General features: G+C 60.6%; 17 protein-coding genes. 4 read left to right on the top strand and 13 right to left on the bottom strand.

Annotation, left to right across the window (positions count from 1 at the left end; genetic code table 11):
* Positions 1-38: 38 nt before the first annotated feature.
* The 8 genes from ACA049_RS25325 to ACA049_RS25290 all read right to left on the bottom strand — a co-directional run bounded on the left by ACA049_RS25325 (position 39) and on the right by ACA049_RS25290 (position 10,023).
* A complete protein-coding gene (locus tag ACA049_RS25325) occupies positions 39-1,535 on the bottom strand; it encodes a sensor domain-containing diguanylate cyclase (protein WP_497330753.1) in 1,497 nt (498 codons plus the stop codon).
* Between the two features lie 148 nt (positions 1,536-1,683).
* Positions 1,684-3,003 (bottom strand): OprD family porin, encoded by a 1,320-nt coding sequence (locus ACA049_RS25320; RefSeq protein ID WP_497330751.1) that lies wholly within the window; start codon positions 3,001-3,003, stop codon positions 1,684-1,686.
* Positions 3,004-3,198: 195 nt separating this feature from the next.
* Positions 3,199-3,423: a hypothetical protein gene (locus ACA049_RS25315; RefSeq protein ID WP_497330749.1), complete on the bottom strand. Its 225-nt coding sequence runs from the start codon at positions 3,421-3,423 to the stop codon at positions 3,199-3,201.
* A 79-nt stretch (positions 3,424-3,502) separates the two neighbouring features.
* Positions 3,503-3,718 carry a hypothetical protein gene (locus ACA049_RS25310; RefSeq protein WP_497330747.1) on the bottom strand — a complete coding sequence of 72 codons (216 nt, stop codon included), beginning with the start codon at positions 3,716-3,718 and terminating at the stop codon, positions 3,503-3,505.
* A 5-nt stretch (positions 3,719-3,723) separates the two neighbouring features.
* Positions 3,724-5,088 (bottom strand): heavy metal sensor histidine kinase, encoded by a 1,365-nt coding sequence (locus ACA049_RS25305; protein ID WP_497330745.1) that lies wholly within the window; start codon positions 5,086-5,088, stop codon positions 3,724-3,726.
* A complete protein-coding gene (locus ACA049_RS25300) occupies positions 5,078-5,755 on the bottom strand; it encodes a heavy metal response regulator transcription factor (RefSeq protein WP_077044915.1) in 678 nt (225 codons plus the stop codon). Before ACA049_RS25300 ends, ACA049_RS25305 begins: the two co-directional genes overlap by 11 nt.
* A 9-nt stretch (positions 5,756-5,764) precedes the next feature.
* Entirely contained in the window at positions 5,765-8,866 is a 3,102-nt protein-coding gene (locus tag ACA049_RS25295; protein WP_497330743.1) for a multidrug efflux RND transporter permease subunit, read from the bottom strand.
* Positions 8,863-10,023, bottom strand: a complete 1,161-nt coding sequence (locus ACA049_RS25290; protein WP_497330741.1) for an efflux RND transporter periplasmic adaptor subunit — start codon at positions 10,021-10,023, stop codon at positions 8,863-8,865. The genes ACA049_RS25295 and ACA049_RS25290 overlap by 4 nt, the downstream gene beginning before the upstream one ends.
* 937 nt (positions 10,024-10,960) lie before the next feature.
* On the opposite strand from ACA049_RS25290, the gene ACA049_RS25285 reads away from it, so the two are divergent.
* Both ACA049_RS25285 and ACA049_RS25280 read left to right on the top strand, forming a co-directional pair.
* Positions 10,961-11,332, top strand: coding sequence for a DUF6124 family protein (locus tag ACA049_RS25285; protein WP_497330739.1), 372 nt, complete (start codon positions 10,961-10,963; stop codon positions 11,330-11,332).
* A gap of 195 nt (positions 11,333-11,527) precedes the next feature.
* Positions 11,528-11,785: a hypothetical protein gene (locus tag ACA049_RS25280; RefSeq protein ID WP_109634687.1), complete on the top strand. Its 258-nt coding sequence runs from the start codon at positions 11,528-11,530 to the stop codon at positions 11,783-11,785.
* 137 nt (positions 11,786-11,922) lie between these two features.
* Here ACA049_RS25280 and ACA049_RS25275 read toward each other — a convergent pair whose 3' ends face one another.
* From ACA049_RS25275 to norR, 5 genes are all read right to left on the bottom strand, one after another.
* A complete protein-coding gene (locus ACA049_RS25275) occupies positions 11,923-12,672 on the bottom strand; it encodes a YkgJ family cysteine cluster protein (RefSeq protein WP_497330737.1) in 750 nt (249 codons plus the stop codon).
* 83 nt (positions 12,673-12,755) lie between these two features.
* Complete coding sequence (locus tag ACA049_RS25270; protein WP_497330735.1) at positions 12,756-13,082, bottom strand: hypothetical protein; 327 nt, start codon at positions 13,080-13,082, stop codon at positions 12,756-12,758.
* A 152-nt stretch (positions 13,083-13,234) separates the two neighbouring features.
* Positions 13,235-13,693, bottom strand: coding sequence for a GNAT family N-acetyltransferase (locus ACA049_RS25265; RefSeq protein ID WP_497336972.1), 459 nt, complete (start codon positions 13,691-13,693; stop codon positions 13,235-13,237).
* Positions 13,694-13,720: 27 nt separating this feature from the next.
* Positions 13,721-14,623 (bottom strand): chemotaxis protein CheV, encoded by a 903-nt coding sequence (locus ACA049_RS25260; RefSeq protein ID WP_461955629.1) that lies wholly within the window; start codon positions 14,621-14,623, stop codon positions 13,721-13,723.
* 269 nt (positions 14,624-14,892) lie between these two features.
* The gene (gene norR, locus ACA049_RS25255) at positions 14,893-16,446 is read right to left on the bottom strand and encodes a nitric oxide reductase transcriptional regulator NorR (protein WP_497330733.1); all 1,554 of its coding nucleotides are present in this window, start codon (positions 16,444-16,446) and stop codon (positions 14,893-14,895) included.
* A 156-nt stretch (positions 16,447-16,602) separates the two neighbouring features.
* On the opposite strand from norR, the gene hmpA reads away from it, so the two are divergent.
* Positions 16,603-17,784, top strand: coding sequence for an NO-inducible flavohemoprotein (hmpA, locus tag ACA049_RS25250; protein ID WP_497330731.1), 1,182 nt, complete (start codon positions 16,603-16,605; stop codon positions 17,782-17,784).
* Positions 17,785-18,053: 269 nt separating this feature from the next.
* Positions 18,054-18,563, top strand: coding sequence for a disulfide bond formation protein B (locus tag ACA049_RS25245; protein WP_219094452.1), 510 nt, complete (start codon positions 18,054-18,056; stop codon positions 18,561-18,563).
* The last annotated feature ends 617 nt before the right edge of the window (positions 18,564-19,180 follow it).

Raw genomic sequence — 19,180 nt, 5'->3', positions numbered from 1 at the left:
GCTTGCCCGCGAAGAGGCCAGTGGCGACACCGCAGATTTCAAGCCGTGGCGACCACCCGATTCCGCCCACCTTCCTTCGCCTGATACAACGCCTTGTCCGCCGCAAACAGCAAACTCTCCAGGCTGATATCTTTCGCTGTCGTCCAGGTACTGATCCCGATACTGACAGTCATCGGCGAATCGGCACCCTCAACCCATGGCAACTGCTCAACCGCCTTGCGGATGTTTTCGGCAATCTGCCGCGCACCCGCGCGTTCGGTTTCCGCCAGGATCACCGAAAACTCCTCGCCGCCGTAACGGGCCGCCAGGTCCGCCGGTCGTCGGACGTGGGCGCTGATGACATTGGCCAACGCGCGCAGCGCTTCGTCGCCGGCCTGATGGCCGTGGCGGTCGTTGAACGCCTTGAAATGGTCGGCGTCGATCATCAACACCGACAACGGCATGCCGGAACGTTGGGCGCGAAACCATTCATGACGCAGGGCCTGATCCAGGGTTCGGCGGTTGGCCAGCCCCGTCAACGCATCGGTGGCGGCCAGTTGCGCCAACTCATGTTCGGCGTGGTGACGCCGGCGCAGTTCCCGGCGGAGCAACCACGTCAGCCACAGCAGGCTCACGCACAAGGCAACGGTTGCAGAGCTGACCACCACCGCCGTGCGCTTCCAGGCGGCAAAGACTTCATCACTGGACAGCGCAACGATGACGATCAACGGCAAATTCCCGACCTTGGAAAAGGTGTACAGGCGCTTGTCACGGTATCGATCGGACATACTGGTGAAGCTGCCGTTGCCTTCTTTGACGATGCGCTGGAAATTGGGGCGGTTACTGAAATCCTTGCCGATAAGCTCTTCGGCCAGACGGGGTTGCTGGGCCAGGAGAATCCCGTTCTTGCTGATCAGATTGACCGTGCTGTCGCGGCCGATGCTCAAACTGTTGAACAACTGATCGAAGTAACTCAAGCGCATGGCGGCTTCGGCCACGCCCAGAAACTCACCCTGGGCGCCGCTCAGCCGTCGACTGAAACTGATACGCCAATCCTGCTCGGGCGACCTGGCCCTGAAGGGGGGGCTGATGAACATGCCCGGGTCCGGGTTGTTCACGTGAGACTTGAAGTATTCGCGATCGGCGTAGTTGCCTTGCCTCGGCTCCACCGACGCCGAGTCGGCGATCACGTCGCCCTTATTGTCGAGCAACAAAATGTTGCCCTTGTACGGCGCGGCAGTGGCGCGGTCGAAATAGGCCATATGGCGAATGGCTGGAGAAACGCTCTTAAGGTCTTCTCGCTGGGAGGCGGCGATCAAACCCAGCAGGGAAATATCATAGAGTTCGACATTGCGCAGCACGTCGGCGTCGATCAATTGCACGATGTTGTTGGCGGCGCGAGCGGCGGACAGTTCAGCGTTGGCGCGTTCACGGATCAGCAGGAAGGTGACGATGCTGAGTATCGCAATCACCAACAGCACACTGCCGAGAATCAGAAGTCGCTCCGATCGTGTCGAGCCAATCGGATCTTGAGATTTCACACTGCTCACACTCATGGTTCTGACTTCTGCAAATAAGGCGTTATGAAAGTTTTCTTACAAGAATCGGGCAGAGTCCCAGAAACCGGTTGCGTCCAGAGCGCTTGTATAAATGCCGGATAAAAAAAAGGCCAGCAAAACATGCTGGCCTTTTTCTTAGAGAAGCTTAGAAGACATTGAGCGGGTAGTCGACGATCACCCGGTATTCATCGGTGTCTTGATCCAGCGCGCCGTAGCCATTGCCGCCACGGTTGGTGGCCCATTGCAGGCGCACCGCCAGGTCCTTGGCCTCGCCAGCCTGGACCACGTACTTCAGATCAATGTCGCGCTCCCAGTGCTTGGCATGTTTGCCGTCGGCGCTGTACCACGAGGCATAGCCGCGGCTGTCCGGATCGACTTGGGTCAGGTCCAGTTCACCCCGGGAGTACGACAGCGCCGAGGTCAGGCCGGGCAGCCCGAGGCCAGCGAAGTCATAGGCGTACTTGAGTTTCCACGAGCGCTCGTTCGGGCCGTTGAAGTCCGAATACTGCTGGGAGTTGTCGAGGAAGACGCTGTCGCCCTGGCTGATGTAGTCGAACGGCGTGTTGCCGTTGACCCGCTGATACGCCGCCGTAACGCTGTGAAAGCCCACGCCGACGGTGAAATGCAGGCTGTAGGTGTTGTTGTCGATGTGGCCCAGCAGCGCATCGCCGGTGTCTTGCGTGTGATAGAAGTGCAGGCCCGGGTTGAGGCTGACCAGGTCATTCAGCGCGTAGGTGTAATCCAGGTCGTAGTAGTACTGGTTCCAGATGTCCTTGAGTTCGGACGCATAAAGGCTGCTGGTCAACCCCGGCAGACCGCTCCAGGCCACGCCGGCCCAGTTCAGGTGCTGACTGTCGTCACCGTCAGCCAGGCTGCCGTAGGAGGTGCCGATGCGGGTGTGACCGCTCTGGTTGTACGGTTTGGTGAAGCTCGCCTGGCCCCCTTCGATCAGGAAACCGTCGAAGCTGTGGTTGGTCAGGCTCACGCCGCGAAAGGTCTGCGGCAGCATGCGGGTCTCGCCCCCGGCAATCACCGGGTTGGCGAGGAACAGGTCGCCGGCCTTCAACTCGGTATCAAAGGCGCGCATTTTCAGCGTGCCGCCCGCCGTCGAGAATGACCCCGGCGCTTTGCCGTTGCCATCGCTGATCGGCAGGATGCTTGAGCCATCCGTGCCGCCACCGCCGTCGAGCTTGAGCCCGAGCATGGCGTGGGCATCAACGCCGAAGCCGACGGTGCCCTGGGTGAAACCCGACTCAAAGATGCCGAGGAAACCCTGGCCCCATTCGATGTTGTCGTCCGCCTGCTGCAGGCGGTTACGGTTCATGTAGTAGTTGCGGGCATTGAGGTTGAGGCTCGAACCCTCCACAAAACCTTCGTGGCTGGATTCGTCGGCGGCGTGGGCGGCGGGGGTCATCGTTGCAGCGATTGCAATGAACAGCGGGGTGAAGCGGAGAGGGAAACGCACTTGCGGTAAAGCTCCTTGGGTCAACTAAGCACTTCATATGCTTGAGGTGCAAAATGTTTCTTGTTAGGGAAGACGAACCGAACGGCGTTTAAACCACAACGAAAAAAAGCCGCTGATAGCAGCGGCTTTGAAGACAACTTTTCAAAGGGAAGAGCCAATGAAAAGTGTCGAGGGAAACTAAGCGAATGCGCAGAGTCAGCTATCTTTCTCAACCTGTGGTCGGGTGGCAGACGTGGACGCTTGAGGGGTTTGCGCAGCGTCCTGAGCCTTGGCCGTCATTTCGCTCTGATGCTCTTCATACGCAGCGGCGCGTGCGGCATTTTGCGCGACGAAGGCTGGCGATTCTTCAGCCATGGCGAACGGAGACAGGAACAAAGAGGACAAAACGAAAGCGCTGGCAATACCCATAGTGTTGGACATCTTTAAAACCTTCTTGCTTGGCAAGTGCTGTTTGGTGCGGCAACGATAAGGGGGATCGGAGAGGGGAAAAAGAGCGGATTCATGAAAGGACTGTTGCGTTAAAAGCAACAATAGCCAGGACGATGCAGTACGTGTAGCAGCTGCCGAGCAGCGCGAGGCTGCGTTCGGCGACGAAGTCGTCGTAAACCCTGAATACGCGGTCTATCTGACAGACCGCATCGCCTGATTTCACGACGACTCCGTCGCCGAACGCAGCCTTGCGCTGCTCGGCAGCTGCTACAGGGGCCGCGTGCATAGGGTTTAGACCGGGAGGTGGATGCCGAAGGTGTTCATGCCGTGATCACTGCGCACAAACACATCCCCGCCATGCATCAACGCAATCGCCTTGACGATCGCCAACCCCAGCCCGTGGTTGTTGCCGCTGTTGCTGCGCGAGGCATCCACCCGATAGAAACGCTCGAACAACCGAGGCAGATGCTCGCTGGCAATCGGCGATCCAGGGTTCGCCACCCCGATGCTCACCTGATGCTCTTCAACCTCGATCCGCACCTCGATCACTTGCCCAGGCCCGGTGTGCTGCACCGCGTTGCTCAGCAGATTGATCAACGCCCGACGCAGATGCGCAATCTCGATTCGCACCTGCGCATCCCCACTGACCTGCACCTGAACCTGCGCGTCTTCGAGGATGAAATCCAGATACTCCAGCGTTGTCGCCACTTCATCGGCCAGTGAGGTGGAGGTCAGTGTGGTTGCCTTGCTGCCCTGATCCGCGCTGGCCAGAAACAACATGTCATTGATGATTGAACGCAGCCGTTCCAGCTCTTCAAGGTTCGATTGCAGCACTTCGAAGTAGTGTTCCGCCGAGCGCCCACGCGTCAGCGCAACCTGGGTCTGGCCGATCAGATTGGTCAGCGGCGAGCGCAATTCGTGGGCGACGTCGGCGTTGAACGACTCAAGGCGTGAATAGGCCTGCTCGACGCGCTCCAAGGTCGAGTTGAAGGAATTGACGAACTGATTTAGCTCCGGCGGCAACGGTGACAGGCGCAAGCGCCCGGAACGCAACGGCGGCGCCAGGCGCTGGGCTTCCTGCGACAACTTGATCAATGGTTTGAGACCAATGCGCGCCACCCAATACCCCAGCGCCGACGCCAGCAACACGCCGACAATCGCCAGGCTGATCAGCGCGATCAGCAAATGATGCTGGGTCTGCAGAAACGTCTCGGTGTCGATGCCGATCATGAAGCGCAGCGGCGGTCGTTGATCCTTGGCCGGGAACTGGCTCACCAGCACTTTCAGCGGATAAGGCTGATCCGGCAACGTCATGTCGCGCATCCCCAGCGGCCCTTCGGCAAAGGCGCGTATCTGCGGTGTCAGGTTGCCGTATTCGTAGTGCGGATCGCCGCTGATGATCCAGAAACTGATGCGCTTGTCTTCTTCACCGAGCAGCTTGAGCTTGTTGTTGATCTTCACCCAATGCTCGGGCGTGCCGTAACGCCCGACCGTGGATTCGAGCACGCTGTAGCGCGCGTCCAGCTCAGCCTCGGGCAACAGCCCCAAGCCTTTATCGACCTGTTGATACAAGGCCCAGCCGATCAACAGGAACACCAAAAGCGCCACCAGCGTGAACATCCCGCTGAGGCGCAGGGCAATCGAATTACTGGACACCGCGGCTCTCCAGCACATAACCCATGCCCCGGATCGTGTGCAGCAGTTTTTCGTCGAACGGCCCGTCGAGCTTGGCCCGCAGGCGTTTGATCGCGACTTCGACGACGTTGGCGTCACTGTCGAAATTGATGTCCCAGACCATCTCGGCAATCGCCGTTTTCGAGAGAATTTCACCCTGCCGACGGGCCAGCACGCTCAGCAGAGAGAACTCCTTGGCGGTCAGGTCCAGACGCGTACCGGCGCGGGTGGCTTTACGGCTGATCAAATCTATCCACAGGTCGGCGATGCTCACTTGCACCGGTTCATGACCGCCGCTGCGCCGGGTCAGCGCTTGCAGGCGCGCCACCAGTTCCAGGAAGGAAAACGGCTTGCCGAGGTAATCGTCGGCACCGTCGCGCAGGCCTTTGATGCGATCTTCCACACGCTCGCGGGCGGTGAGCATGATCACCGGGGTTTGCTTGCGCGCACGCAACGCGCGCAGGACGCCGAAGCCGTCGAGGCCCGGCAGCATGACGTCGAGGACGATCACCGCATAGTCGCTTTCCAGCGCCATGTGCAGGCCTTCGACGCCGTCGCGCGCCAGGTCCACGGTGTAACCCTGTTCCGTCAGGCCGCGGTGCAGATAATCCGCGGTTTTTTCTTCGTCTTCGATAATCAGAACGCGCATGACCCCGCCTCAGTCTGTGGTTGCCAGCGCCGGCATCGGTGCGGGTTTGGGCTTATGGAATAGCCGCTCCAGCCACAAGTATATGACCGGAGTGGTGAACAGCGTCAGCGCCTGGCTCACCAGCAAGCCGCCGACCACCGCGATGCCCAATGGCTGGCGCAGTTCGGCGCCGGTGCCGTAGCCGAGCATCAGTGGCAGCGCGCCGAGCAGGGCGGCGAGGGTGGTCATGATGATTGGCCGGAACCGCGTGATACAGGCCTGATAGATCGCCTCTTCCGGCGGCAAGCCGCCCTTGCGTTGGGCTTCCAGCGCAAAGTCGATCATCAGGATGCCGTTCTTCTTCACGATCCCGATCAGCAGCACCAGCCCGATCAACGCCATGATCGAAAAGTCCTGGCCGCAAATCCACAGCATGATCACCGCCCCGAGGCCCGCCGATGGCAGGGTCGAGATGATGGTCAGCGGATGCACGAAGCTCTCGTAGAGCACGCCCAGAATGATGTACACCGCCACCAGAGCCGCCAGGATCAGCCACGGCTGGCTGGCCAGCGAACTCTGGAACGCTTGCGCCGCGCCCTGGAAGTTGCCGCTCATGGCCGCCGGCATGCCGATCTCGGCCTTGGCCTGGTTGAGCATGATCACCGCATCGCCCAACGCCACGCCGGGGGCGAGGTTGAACGACAAGTTGGCAGCCGGGAACATGCCGTCATGAGCGATGGACAGTGGGCCGACCGTTGGTGCGTCGAATTTCGCCAGCGCCGAAAGCGGCACCATTTCCCCGCTCAGCGGCGAGCGCAGGTAGAAATAATTGAGGCTTTCGGCCTTGCCGCGCTGCTTGGTGTCCAGCTCCAGAATCACGTTGTACTGGTTGATCTGGGTCTGGAATTCGTTGATCTGTCGCTGGCCGAACGCGTCGTACAGCGCTTCATCGACATCACTGGCGGTCAGGCCGAAACGCGCGGCGGCGCTGCGGTCGATGGTGATGTGGGTGATGCTGCCGCCCAGCTGCAGGTCGTTGGAAATGTCGCGGAACGCCGGGTTCGCGCGCAGTTTTTCCGTCAGGCGCTGGGTCCAGGTGCTGAGGGTCGCGCCGTCGTTGCTCTTGAGCACGTATTGGTACTGGGCGCGGCTCGGCCCGGAGCTAAGGTTGATGTCCTGGCCGGCGCGCAAGTAGAGCACGATGCCCGGGACTTTCATCAGTTGCGGACGAATGCGGTCGATGAACTGGCTGGCCGAGACGTCGCGGTCGGCGCGTTTTTTCAGGGAAATCCAGAAGCGGCCGTTGGCGATGGTCTGGTTACTGCCCGAGACACCGACGGAGTGGGAAAACGCCGCGACCGCGGGGTCTGCGGCGACGATTTCGGCCATCGCCAAGTGTTTTTTCACCATGTCGCCGTAGGAAATATCGGCGGCGGCTTCGGTGGTGCCAAGGACAAAACCGGTGTCCTGCACCGGGAAGAACCCCTTGGGGATAAAGATGTAACCGGCAATCGCCAGGCCCAGCGACAGGCAGAACACACCGATCATCAATTTCTGATGGGCGAGAGCGCGGCGCAGCAGTTTTTCATAGCCTGCGAGCAAGCGTTCGCCGAACGTGGGTTTGCTGTGGGCGTTATGCACCGGGGCGCGCATGAACAACGCGGCCAGGGTTGGCGCCAGCGTCAGCGACACCACTACCGAAATCATGATGGTCGAGGTGGCAGTCAGCGCGAATTCCTTGAACAGCCGCCCGACCACGCCGCCCATGAACAGCAACGGAATAAACGCCGCCACCAGCGAGAAGCTGATGGAGACCACGGTAAATCCAATCTCGCCGGCACCTTTGATCGCCGCCTCGCGCATGCCGTCGCCGGCCTCCAGGTGACGGTGAATGTTTTCCACCACCACAATCGCATCGTCGACCACAAACCCCACGGCCACCACGATTGCCACCAGCGTCAGGTTGTTCAGGCTGAAACCCATGATGTACATCAGGGCGAAACTGGCGACCAGCGACACACCCAGCACGGCGGACACGATCAGGGTCGCCGACCACTGGCGCAGGAACAGCGCCATCACCGCCACCACCAGCATGATCGCAATCAGCAGGGTGACTTCCACTTCATGCAGCGAGGCACGAATGGTCTGGGTGCGGTCGACCAGCACTTTGACCTGCACCGAGGCCGGCAGCATGGCTTCGAGGCCGGGCAGGGCGGCCTGGATGCGATCCACGGTTTCAACGATGTTGGCGCCCGGTTGCCGGGAAATCACCAGGTTGACCCCCGGTTTGTCACCGGCCCAGGCTTGCACGTAGGCATCTTCCGAACCGTTGACGACTTTGGCGACATCCTTGAGGTGAACCGGGGCTCCGTCCTTGTAGGAAACGATGAGTTGGCTGTATTCCTCGGGATGGAACAACTGGTCGTTGGTCGACAGCGTCGAAATGCTCGACTCGCCATACAACGCACCTTTGGCGAGGTTGAGGCTGGTGTTCTGGATGGCCAGGCGAATGTCGGCCAGGGTCAGGCCAATAGCGGCGAGTTTGTCCGCCGAGGCTTGAACGCGGATCGCCGGACGTTGCTGACCGGTGATGTTGATTTGGCCTACGCCGTCGATCTGACTGATCTGACGCGAGAGCAAGGTTTCCACCAAGTCACTGAGTTCAGTGCCGGGCATCTGGGTCGAGTTGACGCTGAGGATCAGCACCGGGCTGTCGGCCGGGTTGACCTTGCGCCACGTCGGCAGGGTCGGCATGTCTTTCGGCAGTTTGCCGGCGGCGGTGTTGATCGCGGCCTGAACTTCCTGGGCGGCGGTGTCGATGCTTTTGTCGAGGGTGAATTGCAGGGTCAGGTTGGTCGAGCCGAGGGCGCTGCTCGAGGTCATCTGGGTCACGCCGGGGATGGCGCTGAATTGCACTTCAAGCGGCGTGGCCACCGATGACGCCATGGTTTCGGGGCTGGCGCCGGGCAGTTGCGCGGCGACCTGGATGGTCGGGAATTCGGCTTCCGGCAACGGCGCGATCGGCAGACGCGGGAAGGCGATGACGCCGAGCAACACCAGGGCAAAGGTCAGCAGGATTGTCGCCACCGGATGATCGATGCACCAGGCCGAGACAGAGCCGTGGCCCTTCATGGCTTGGGCTCCGATTGCACCACTTGCGGCGGCTCGGTCAGCACCTGCACGGTCGAGCCGGGTTTGAGCCGCGACTGGCCGTCGCTGACCAGCACGTCACCCGGTTTGACGCCTTTGATGATGTCCTGGCCGCTGCCTTGGTGGACCATTTGTACGGTGACGGTTTCGACCTTGTCGCCGTTGACCCGGTACACGAAATGTTGATCGAGGCCGCGCTGTACGACGGTAGGCGGGACCACCAGCGCATCTTTATCCAGCGCTGTCTGAATTTTTACCGTCACCAGCAGGCCCGGCCAGAGTTTCTGCCCGGGATTGCTGAATTCGGCCTTGGCGCGGATGGTCCCGGTGTTGGCGTTGATCTGGTTATCGATCAGCGTCAGGTGGCCTTCGCCCAGCAGGTTGCCGGTTTCGCCGTCGGTGTCGGCACCGATGTAGGCCTTCACTTGTGCGCGCTCGGGGTCGCCGATCAGGCCTTGCAGGGTTGGCAGCATTTGCTGCGGCAGGGAGAACTCGACGGCGATCGGGTCGATCTGGGTCACGGTGAACAGGCCCAGGGTGTCGGTCATGCGCAGGAAATTGCCTTCGTCCACCGTGCGAATACCGACGCGGCCGGTGACCGGGGAGCGAATCTGCGTGTAGGACAGCTGCACCTGGGCGGCGTCGATTGACGCTTGATTGCCTTGGGCGGTGGCTTTGAGCTGGTTGACCAGGGCTTGTTGCTGGTCATAGGTCTGTTTCGATACGCCGTCGTCGACGCTCAGCAGTTTGTAGCGCTTGAGGTTGACCAGTGCCACTTGCAGTTGCGCCTGGCTTTCGCCCAATTGGGCCCGGGCCTGGTCGAGGCTGGCGCGGATCGAGCGGTCGTCGATGGTGGCGAGCAGGTCGCCTTGTTTCACCAGTTGGCCTTCCTTGACCAGGATTTTGGTGAGGATACCGTCGATTTGCGGGCGAACCACCACGCTGTGCAGGGACAGCACCGAGCCGATGCCGCTGACGTAGCGGGGGACGTCTTTTTCGGTGACGCTGACCACCCGGACCGGAATCGCCGTGGGCGCGGCGAGTTTGGCGGTGGCGGGTTTGGTGGCGTACCACGCGCCTCCCGCTGCCAGGGCAATCAGCAGACCTGCGATCAAGGCGTTTTTTTTCTGAATTCGCATGCGAGTGGGGCGCCGGGCTGGGTGGTCGGGAGTCGGGTCAGGTTTATACCTTCCTTTATAAACCTGTTCGCCGGTCAGGAAGGTGACTGCTAACTGACGGCGCTGTCAGTTTGGGCTTGGCGGCCTGTGGGCCGACCATGTTGGGGTTGACCGGGTACATATCCATTTCTGCGGTAACGGCCACTTAGGGTTTCGCCCTTACGGCGACTCACTTTTTTTTCAAACGCCAAAAAAAAGTAAGCAAAAAAAGGCTCGCCCCGAACGTCCGGCCCCTCGCTTAGGCTCGGCGTTCCTTCGCTCCGGTATCCATCCGGGGACACTGCCCTACGGTCTGCTTCGCGACGACCTACATGCAGCGTGTTCGACTGCGTCGAACGGCGCTGCGCGCCACTCCCCGGATGAACACCTCCACTCAGCCTCCCGAGGGGGCGGGTGGATCAAGATCAAGAGCTGCAGGCGAGCTAACGCTCGGCCTGTTGAGTGGTGAGGAGCTTCGGGTGTACACCGCCACCCTGTAGGAGCTGTCGAGTGCAACGAGGCTGCGATCTTTTGATCTTGCTCTTGGCGACCTAAAAGCCGACCAACTTCATTCTGCTGCCACCGATTTTTCGTGTTGAACGATGTGTAAAAAACACAGCGTTTTCCCACGCATTTTTCAGGTTGCCGGGTAGGAAGCACTCTCTCTAACCTTTGGCTGTCGCTGCAAATTCAGCGACCGGGCGTGAGATCCCCGGCAACTAGTATGCATCTAGCGCCAATGTCACCATAATTGGCGCCAGCTTATCCGCTGCCTGTAAATGCGTTATGGCGGCTGTGTGCGGGCAGACTTCGGTCTGGCCGGGTGCCTACTACCGGTGATCTCACACTGCACATAGCTGCCACCTTTTCGCCGCGTGAGATCCGGCGAATGGTGGCACCCATTTCAGTAGGAGTTTGCATGGATAAGTTAATCCCCGATCCACCCATCGACACCACCACTTCCAGCGACGAGCCCACCCAGGCCGAAGCGCTCATCAAGGACCGCGAAGCGATAAAACGCGCGCTCGATTACTACCTCGATCCCCCCGACCCATACACCGCTAAACCGCGTCGTCCGAGCACGATGTTCACGGTCGCCCCTGATGTTGATTCTGAAAGTCTGCTGGCCCATGCCTGTGAGTCCTTGGCGTCGGCGAGTGTGATGAGCAGTGATTTTGCGACGAGTTTGGAGGGGCCGCAGCGGCATACGCTGATGGCGATTCAGCAGGTCATCATGCTGGCGGAGTTGGCGGTGAATCGGGTGCTGGACAGGGTTGAGGTTCCGGCGTAGGTAGCGATTGGTCAGGTTGACCGCGTTATCGTTCTTCGCGGGCAAGCCTCGCTCCTACAGGTGCGGGGGTTGCTCGCGAACAAAACCCGACAGACTCACCTGCGGCGTGAAGCTTGCGGCTCTGGACACAGGTATACTGCCGCCTTTCGCGGCTCGCTGACCGGGCCCGACTTTTTGCATCACCCCGGAGCTTTCATGACTTCCCCGACACAACCGCCGGTTGCCGACGCTTTGAGCGACGACCAGGCAGACCTGCCAGACAGCGTCGACTCCAGCGCAGACAGCGAATCCAAAGCCGCGATCCCGGCGTTCAAGTTCCCGTTCAAACCGGGTGATCTGGCCGCCGCAAAGAACGCCAGCCAGCCTTGGTACAAGAATGGCGCGAAGAATGGCCATACCAAGACGCCTGGGGCTGCGCCTCCCGGGACTCGTCGGTCGATGGGTAAGCGCTGAGTTTCTATTTCTGCGGTGCCTGATCTACCGTCTTCGCGAGCAAGCCCGCTCCCACATTTGATCTGTGTACGACACGGACCCAATGTGGGAGCGGGCTTGCTCGCGAAGGGGTCATCAAAGGCAATACACCTTCTGAATCAAGCCGCCCGCAACGAAATAAACGCATAGTTCACCGGCGCTTCAGTCGCCACTTGCGCCCCAGCCGCCTGCACTTGCCCGGCGATGTCCTCCCCCGACACATGGAACAGCCAATCACTGCCAGAGCCCTCTAGCGGCTGTCCGGCAAGCTGATCGATAACCCTGGCAAACGCATTCATATCCGGTAGATACGCCGTGAACCCATCCCCCTTCAACGCTGTAGTCCGAATCCCCAGCAACCCGCAAATCGCATCCTTGGTCTGAACGTCATCGCGATCCGCCTGACGTGAGCGCTGGATCAATCCTGCCAGCTCCTGATCCACCAGCTCACCGCCGATGATCAAGTCCGGCCCCTGTTCCCACGACTCGGGCGGGCATTCCTTGATCGCAGTGTTCAGTGGAATGTGCGGATTGATTTCCATCGGGTAGATGCGGCACACCAGCGGGCGGCGTTCGTAGATGCGGCAGAGGTTGTCTTCGTCAAGATTCCGGCAGGGACCGACGTTGTAGGCGGCAAAGGTGATCGCCACGTACGCCTCGGACGTGCCGCTTCGGACCACCACCGAACGGCGTTCGGCGTGGTCCCGTTGCTGCACGGGCAGGCCCAGGCCGTTGCCCAGGAAACCTTCCACCAACACGATCACCTGACCGCCGTCGGCCGCCCACATGCGGGCTTCGGCCAGGGTCAGGGGCACGTGGTGGTCGTTGCAGCATTTGCCGCAGCCTACGCAGGAAAATCTCGTATTCATTGAACGGCCGGTCGCTTTCGAAGGCATGAAACGGCGCCAGAAAGACACCGCGAAGGTGCGTTTCGAAGCAAGTTATGCGCCAGTCACTGGGCTTTTGCGGCGGGGCGGATGGAGTCCCATTCGGTCACGTAGGCGGTTTTGGTCTTTTTGTTGTAGAGGCACAGCTCGGTACCTTGCTGGCCTTTCATGTGTTTTTGCGGGTATTGGCCTTGCAGCAGAAGTGCGGTGTAGCCGACACGGTCGTCGAACTGCGCGGCGGTGCCGACGGGTTTGGCGTTTTTCAGGCCGCTGGCTTTGGTGCAACTGGCGAGCACGGCTTTGTCGTAGGCGGCCCAGGCGTCGGGGCTGGAGGCGTGGGCCTGGGTGGCGAGGGCGTTGAGGCAGAGGAAGGTCAGTGTTGCGGCTTTCATGGGGCAGGCATCCTTGGGCAGTGAGTGGGCCGAGGGGGGAGTATGCCTGATGGTGTTGGGTTGAATGTGTCGGCCTCATCGCGGGCAAGCCTCGCTCCTACAGGTCATGCGCGATCCGTGTAGGAGCGAGGCTTGCCCGCGATGGCGGTGTATCAGACGGGAACCGGCTCCCGGCGGACCACATACATCCCGGCACTTTCATACAGCCGCTGCGCCCGAAGGTTGTCTTCCAATACCTTCAAATCCACAAACCCTTCCCGGCGATCCTGAAACACCTTGAATGCGTGCAGCAGCAACGCACGACCCAATCCGAGGCCTTGAGCCTGCGGATGCACCACCAGATTCTTGATGTAAGCGCTGGTCCAGCACTGGCAAACGCCGACGATCCGTTCACCATCCAGGGCCACGAAACACAGGCTCGGATCGTATTCCGGATCGGTTTCAAACCGCTGTTGCCAGGCATCCAGTGCCGGCACACGACCGCCACCTTCCTGGAACCCCAGTTCCATCAAACGATGCACGGCCTCAGCCAGTTCGGGGCGATATTCGACGAGGACTATTCCCTGCGGCCAAGTGATCGCGGGCACCACCTCGGCGAGGTTGCGCCGCATCAAGAAGCAGAATTGCTCGGCCAAGACTCAGTGACCTTGTTCGGCGACGGCTTTGGCCGCCTCGATCAGGCATCGGGTCAATTCCGGCGAGGAGAATTTGGTCAGCACCGCGTTGGCCCCGGCCAGGCGCGCTTTTTCGCTGTTCATCGCGCTGTCCAGCGACGTGTGCAGGAGCACGTAAAGGTGCGAAAAATCCGGGGTTTCGCGCAGGGTGCGGGTGAAGGCATAGCCGTCCATCTCCGACATTTCGATGTCCGAGACGATCAGGTTGATCTGCTGCGCCGTGCCTTGCAGGTCCAGCAGGCAGTCGATGGCTTCCTTGGCGCTGCGGGCGGTGTGGCATTGCAGGCCGAGGTTGCGCAGGGTGTGCACCGATTGCTGCAGCGCGACCTGGCTGTCGTCGACCACCAGAATCCGCGCGTTGCCCAGCACTTCAGCGTCTTCCATGCTGAGTTCGGTCGGCGCCGTTTCGATCTGCGCCGGGGCGATGCCGTGGATGACTTTTTCGATGTCCAGCACCTGCACCAGGGTGCCGTCGACCGAGGTCACGCCGGTGATGTACGAACGCACGCCGCCGGAGCCGAAGGGCGGCGGGCGGATGTCGGTGGTCAGGCAATGGACGATCTTGCTCACGGCCTGAACGTGCAGGCCCTGCTTGGAGCGGCTGACGTCAGTGACGATCAGGCAGCCGCCGTTCGGGTCTTCCAGCGGTCGCTCGCCGATGGCGCGGCTGAGGTCGATCACCGACAGCGAGGCGCCGCGCAGGGTGGCGATGCCTTTGACGTGGGGGTGCGACTCCGGCAGCTTGGTCAGCGGCGGGCAGGGGATGATTTCGCTGACTTTCAGCAGGTTGATTGCCATCAGCTTGCCGCTGCGCAAGGTAAACAGCAGAAGCGAAAGTGAGTCTGCGCGGGCTTTGGTGGTGGACATAAAAACCTTCTGTGGAAAAAGGTGATCGGCGAGTAAAAAGTCGCCAAAAGCTATTGATGCCGGGTTATCGACTTGTTAACGGTAGGCTTTAGGGGCATTCCGTCGCCATGTCGGCGAACGCTGTCCTTGTAGCAGCTGCCGAAGGCTGCGTTCAAGGACGCAGTCCTCGCCAATTCATTCACCGCGTTGTATCTGACATACCGAGGATTCTGGGTTTACGACTGCTTCGCAGCCGGACGCAGCCTTCGGCAGCTGCTACAGGAATCGCGTCACTTCATGCCCAACCGCTTGGCCATCCGCCCGAGATTCGCCCGGTCCAGGCCCAGCTCGCGCGCCGCGCTCGCCCAGTTGTCGTGATGCCGTTCCAGACAAGCGCTGATCAATTGTCGCTGATAATTTTCGGTGGCCTCACGCAAATCTCCCGCGACCAAAACAGCGGGGCTGGCCGCCGGTTGCTCGGTGGCGGCGATTTCAACGCTGCCGGAGGGCAAATCCAGATCCGCCGCACTCAAACTCAGAATCTTCGGCCGTTCCTTGCAGTTACCCAGCGCCTTCAACGCGCTGCGACCAATCAAATGCTCCAGCTCCCGCACGTTCCCCGGCCAGCCATACGCCAGCAATGCCGCCTGCGCGTCGCTGGTCAGGCGCAGGCTGTTAAGGCCCATCCGCGAGCGGTTCTGTTCCAGGAAATAACCGCTGAGCAGCAATACATCCCGCCCGCGATCCCGCAGGGCCGGCACCAGCAGCGGGTACACACTCAGGCGATGATAAAAGTCGGCACGGTAACGACCGCTGCGCACTTCTTCGGCCAGGTCGCGGTTGGTTGCCGCGATCAGGCGCACATCCACTTGATGCTCTTTATCCGAACCCAGGCGCTGCAACTGACCGCTTTGCAGCACCCGCAACAGCTTCGCCTGCACAGTCAGCGAAAGTTCGCCCACTTCATCGAGAAACAGCGTGCCGCCATTGGCCAGTTCGAACTTGCCGCGCCGATCGCTCGTGGCGCCGGTGAAGGCGCCGCGCACATGGCCGAACAATTCGCTTTCCACCAGCGTGTCCGGCAGGGCAGCGCAGTTGAGGCTGATGATCGGTTTATCCGCCCGAGGCGAGGCGGCGTGAATCGCCTGCGCCACCAATTCCTTGCCGACCCCGGTTTCGCCGGTGATCAGCACCGTCAGGTCGCTGCCGCCCACCAGGCTGATCTCTTCCACCAGGCGTTTATGCGCCTTGCTCTGGCCGATCATTTCGCGGTTCTGCTGGCCGCTGGCCTGACGGTAGACCTCGGCGCGCTGGTGTTCGTCTTCGGCGCGATTGGCCAGGCGTTCGATGCGCTCGGCAGCGTTGACGGTGGCCGCGGCGAGGCTGGCGAAGGCTTGCAGGGCATCCAGTTCGATGGGTTCGAATTGTTCCGGGTCGAGGGCGTCGAGGGTCAGCAAGCCCCACGGGCGCTCGTCGATAAACAGCGGGCAGCCCATGCAGTCGTGGACTTCCAGATGATCGTCGAGACCCTCGACCAGTCCGTCGTAAGGGTCGGGCAAGTCGCTGTCAGCGGCGAACCGTGTCGGGCCGGGGCTGCTGAGCAACGCTTCGAAACGCGGGTGTTCGCTGACTTTGAAGCGCCGGCCCAAAGTGTCAGTGCTCAACCCGTCGACGGCCAGCGGTACCAGCCATTCGCCATCAAGGCGCAGCAGGGCGGCGGCATCGCAGGGGAGCAGGGCGCGCATGGCTTCGAGCAGGCGTCGATAGCGCTCGCCTTCGGGCAGTTCGCGGGACAGGTCGGAGACCAGCGGCAGCAGGGCGGTGAGCAGAGATTTTGCAGTCATAGTGACTCCGTGTAGTCCGTATGACTATAAGTCAGTCTGTGTCGATATGACTACTGTGTTTATAAGTTGTTGATTTTAAAGGTTTAAATACTTGGCATAGAAAGTGATACGTATTGGGCAATCAGTTAGTAATCAAAGTAGCCCAGGAGTCACTTTATGCTTAGCGTTCAAGACCGTGCCATCGTCAAATCCACCGTGCCGCTGCTGGAAAGCGGTGGCGAAGCGCTGATCACTCACTTCTACCGCATGATGCTCTCCGAATACCCGGAAGTCCGCCCGCTGTTCAACCAGGCCCACCAGGCCAGCGGTGATCAGCCTCGCGCCCTGGCCAACGGCGTATTGATGTACGCGCGCCACATCGACCAACTCGACCAGTTGGGCGACCTCGTTGCCAAGATCATCAACAAGCACGTGGCCCTGCAAATCCTGCCTGAACACTACCCGATTGTCGGCACGTGCCTGCTGCGTGCAATCTCCGAAGTGCTGGGCGATGAAATCGCCACCCCGGAAGTGATGAGTGCCTGGGGCGCGGCCTACGGTCAATTGGCCGAGATCCTGATCGGCGCCGAAACCAGCATCTACGATCAAAAAGAGCAGGCACCCGGCGGCTGGCGCGGGGCGCGTGAATTCATCGTCGCGGCCAAAGTCGAGGAAAGCGCGGAAATCACCTCGTTCTACTTCGAACCTGCTGACAAAGGCGCGATTCTGGCGGCTGAGCCAGGCCAGTACATCGGCATGAAACTGATCCTCGACGGCGAAGAGATCCGTCGTAACTACTCACTGTCGGCCTTGGCCAACAAGGGCCAGTACCGTATCAGCGTCAAGCGTGAAACCGGTGGTCGCGCCTCTAACCACTTGCACGATCAACTGCATGTCGGCTCGAGCATTCAGCTGTTCCCGCCATCGGGCGAGTTCACCCTGACCGCCAGCGACAAACCGCTGGTGCTGATCAGCGGCGGCGTCGGCATCACGCCGACGCTGGCGATGCTGGAAGCGGCGCTGGCGACCGAGCGGCCGGTGCACTTTATCCACTGCGCGCGCAACGGCAGCGTTCACGCGTTCCGCGACTGGATCGATGGCTTGGCCGCGCGTCACCCGCAACTCAAGCGCTTCTATTGCTACGCCGAAGATGACGGCGTCAGCCCGGCGGCGGACAAGGTCGGGCTGTTGAGTCAGGAACAGCTGGGCGAATGGTTGCCTGAGCAGCGTGATGTGGATGCTTACTTCCTGGGGCCGAAAGGGTTTATGGCAGCGATCAAGCGTCACCTCAAGGCCTTGGGTGTGCCGGAGAAGCAGAGCCGTTACGAGTTCTTCGGGCCGGCTTCGGCGTTGGAATAAGCTATGCGGCGACTCGGGGGACCGAGTCGCCTTCTTCGCGGGCAAGCCCGCTCCCACATTGGATTTGCGTACGACGCGGTCAAGTGTGGGAGCGGGCTTGCTCGCGAATGGCCACACCTCGGTCTCGATTTATAAAAATCTCTTAAGGTTAATCCGTTCTTAACCGCTTTATCGTCTATTCCCCGATCACCACCGGAACGCACCAGGCTCTCAAAGGTTGGAGCCTGCGTGTAGACTTCCGGGCAATCGATCTTTACAAGGGAAACGCGATGAGCGAGGAAACGATGCGGTTGGGACGTGAACGGCGCTATCTGGTGTTGCTGGGCATCATCTGCCTGGCGCTGATCGGCGGCGCGCTGTACATGCAAATTGTGCTGGGCGAGGCACCGTGCCCGTTGTGCATCCTGCAACGTTATGCGCTGTTGCTGATTGCGCTGTTTGCCTTCATTGGCGCGGCGATGCGCACCCGGCGCAGCATCACGGTGTTTGAAACCCTGGTGGTGATTTGTGCACTGGCCGGCGTCGCCGTGGCCGGGCATCACGTCTACACCCAGTTCTACCCGGCGGTCAGCTGCGGCATCGATGTGCTGCAACCGATTGTCGATGGCCTGCCGCTGGCGAAGATCTTCCCGCTGGGCTTCCAGGTCGACGGTTTCTGCTCCACGCCGTACCCGCCGATCCTCGGTTTGTCGCTGGCGCAGTGGGCGCTGGTGGCGTTCGTGCTGATCGTGGTGCTGGTGCCGCTGCTCACTTCGCGTAACCGCAAAGCGCTGCGCTGAGGTCATCCGCCACTCGCGCGGCAGTCGACTGAAAACGCCCCGGTCCTCATCAAGAGGACCGGGGCGTTTTGCATTTCAGGGCCTGCGTAAAAAGTTCGTGATGTGCGGCAGCGAAGGGGGCGACCCATGTGCGACATGTTGTCACAGCGAGGCTGTCGCAAGGCATTTCAAGACGCCTGATCGGTGTATGGCAAGGCAACGAAATTGGTCTACTCGGGCGCCTTCCTGTTTATAGGCTATCGCGCGCGAGCAGGCAGTTTTAACAGGGCCTGGCGAATCGCCAGAGCCCTTGTCTCATAGGGGCTAGGGCATCGTCGAAGTGTCTGCGTCAGCACCGATAGCTGTCTGAACTGCGCGCTGTAGACCTACAAATTTTGGTGTTTTTGTTGAGAATGAATTTCGATAAGATGCCGCACTTTTGCAAAAACCGTTAATGATTGTTGCTGGAATGGATAAAAATTATTTCGGGATGAGACATGGTTTATGAATCGTTACATATCTACAATCGCCCGCACTGAATTCCGGCACTGCTCACCTTGAGCAGGAAAACAGGGCGTCGAGGGGCTTGAACGCTTCATGCGACTCCCAGGTGTCGGAGCCTTCCAACTATCCGCACC

The organism is Pseudomonas sp. LBUM1662, from assembly GCF_059695915.1.
This window is presented reverse-complemented; position numbering and strand designations above follow the sequence as displayed.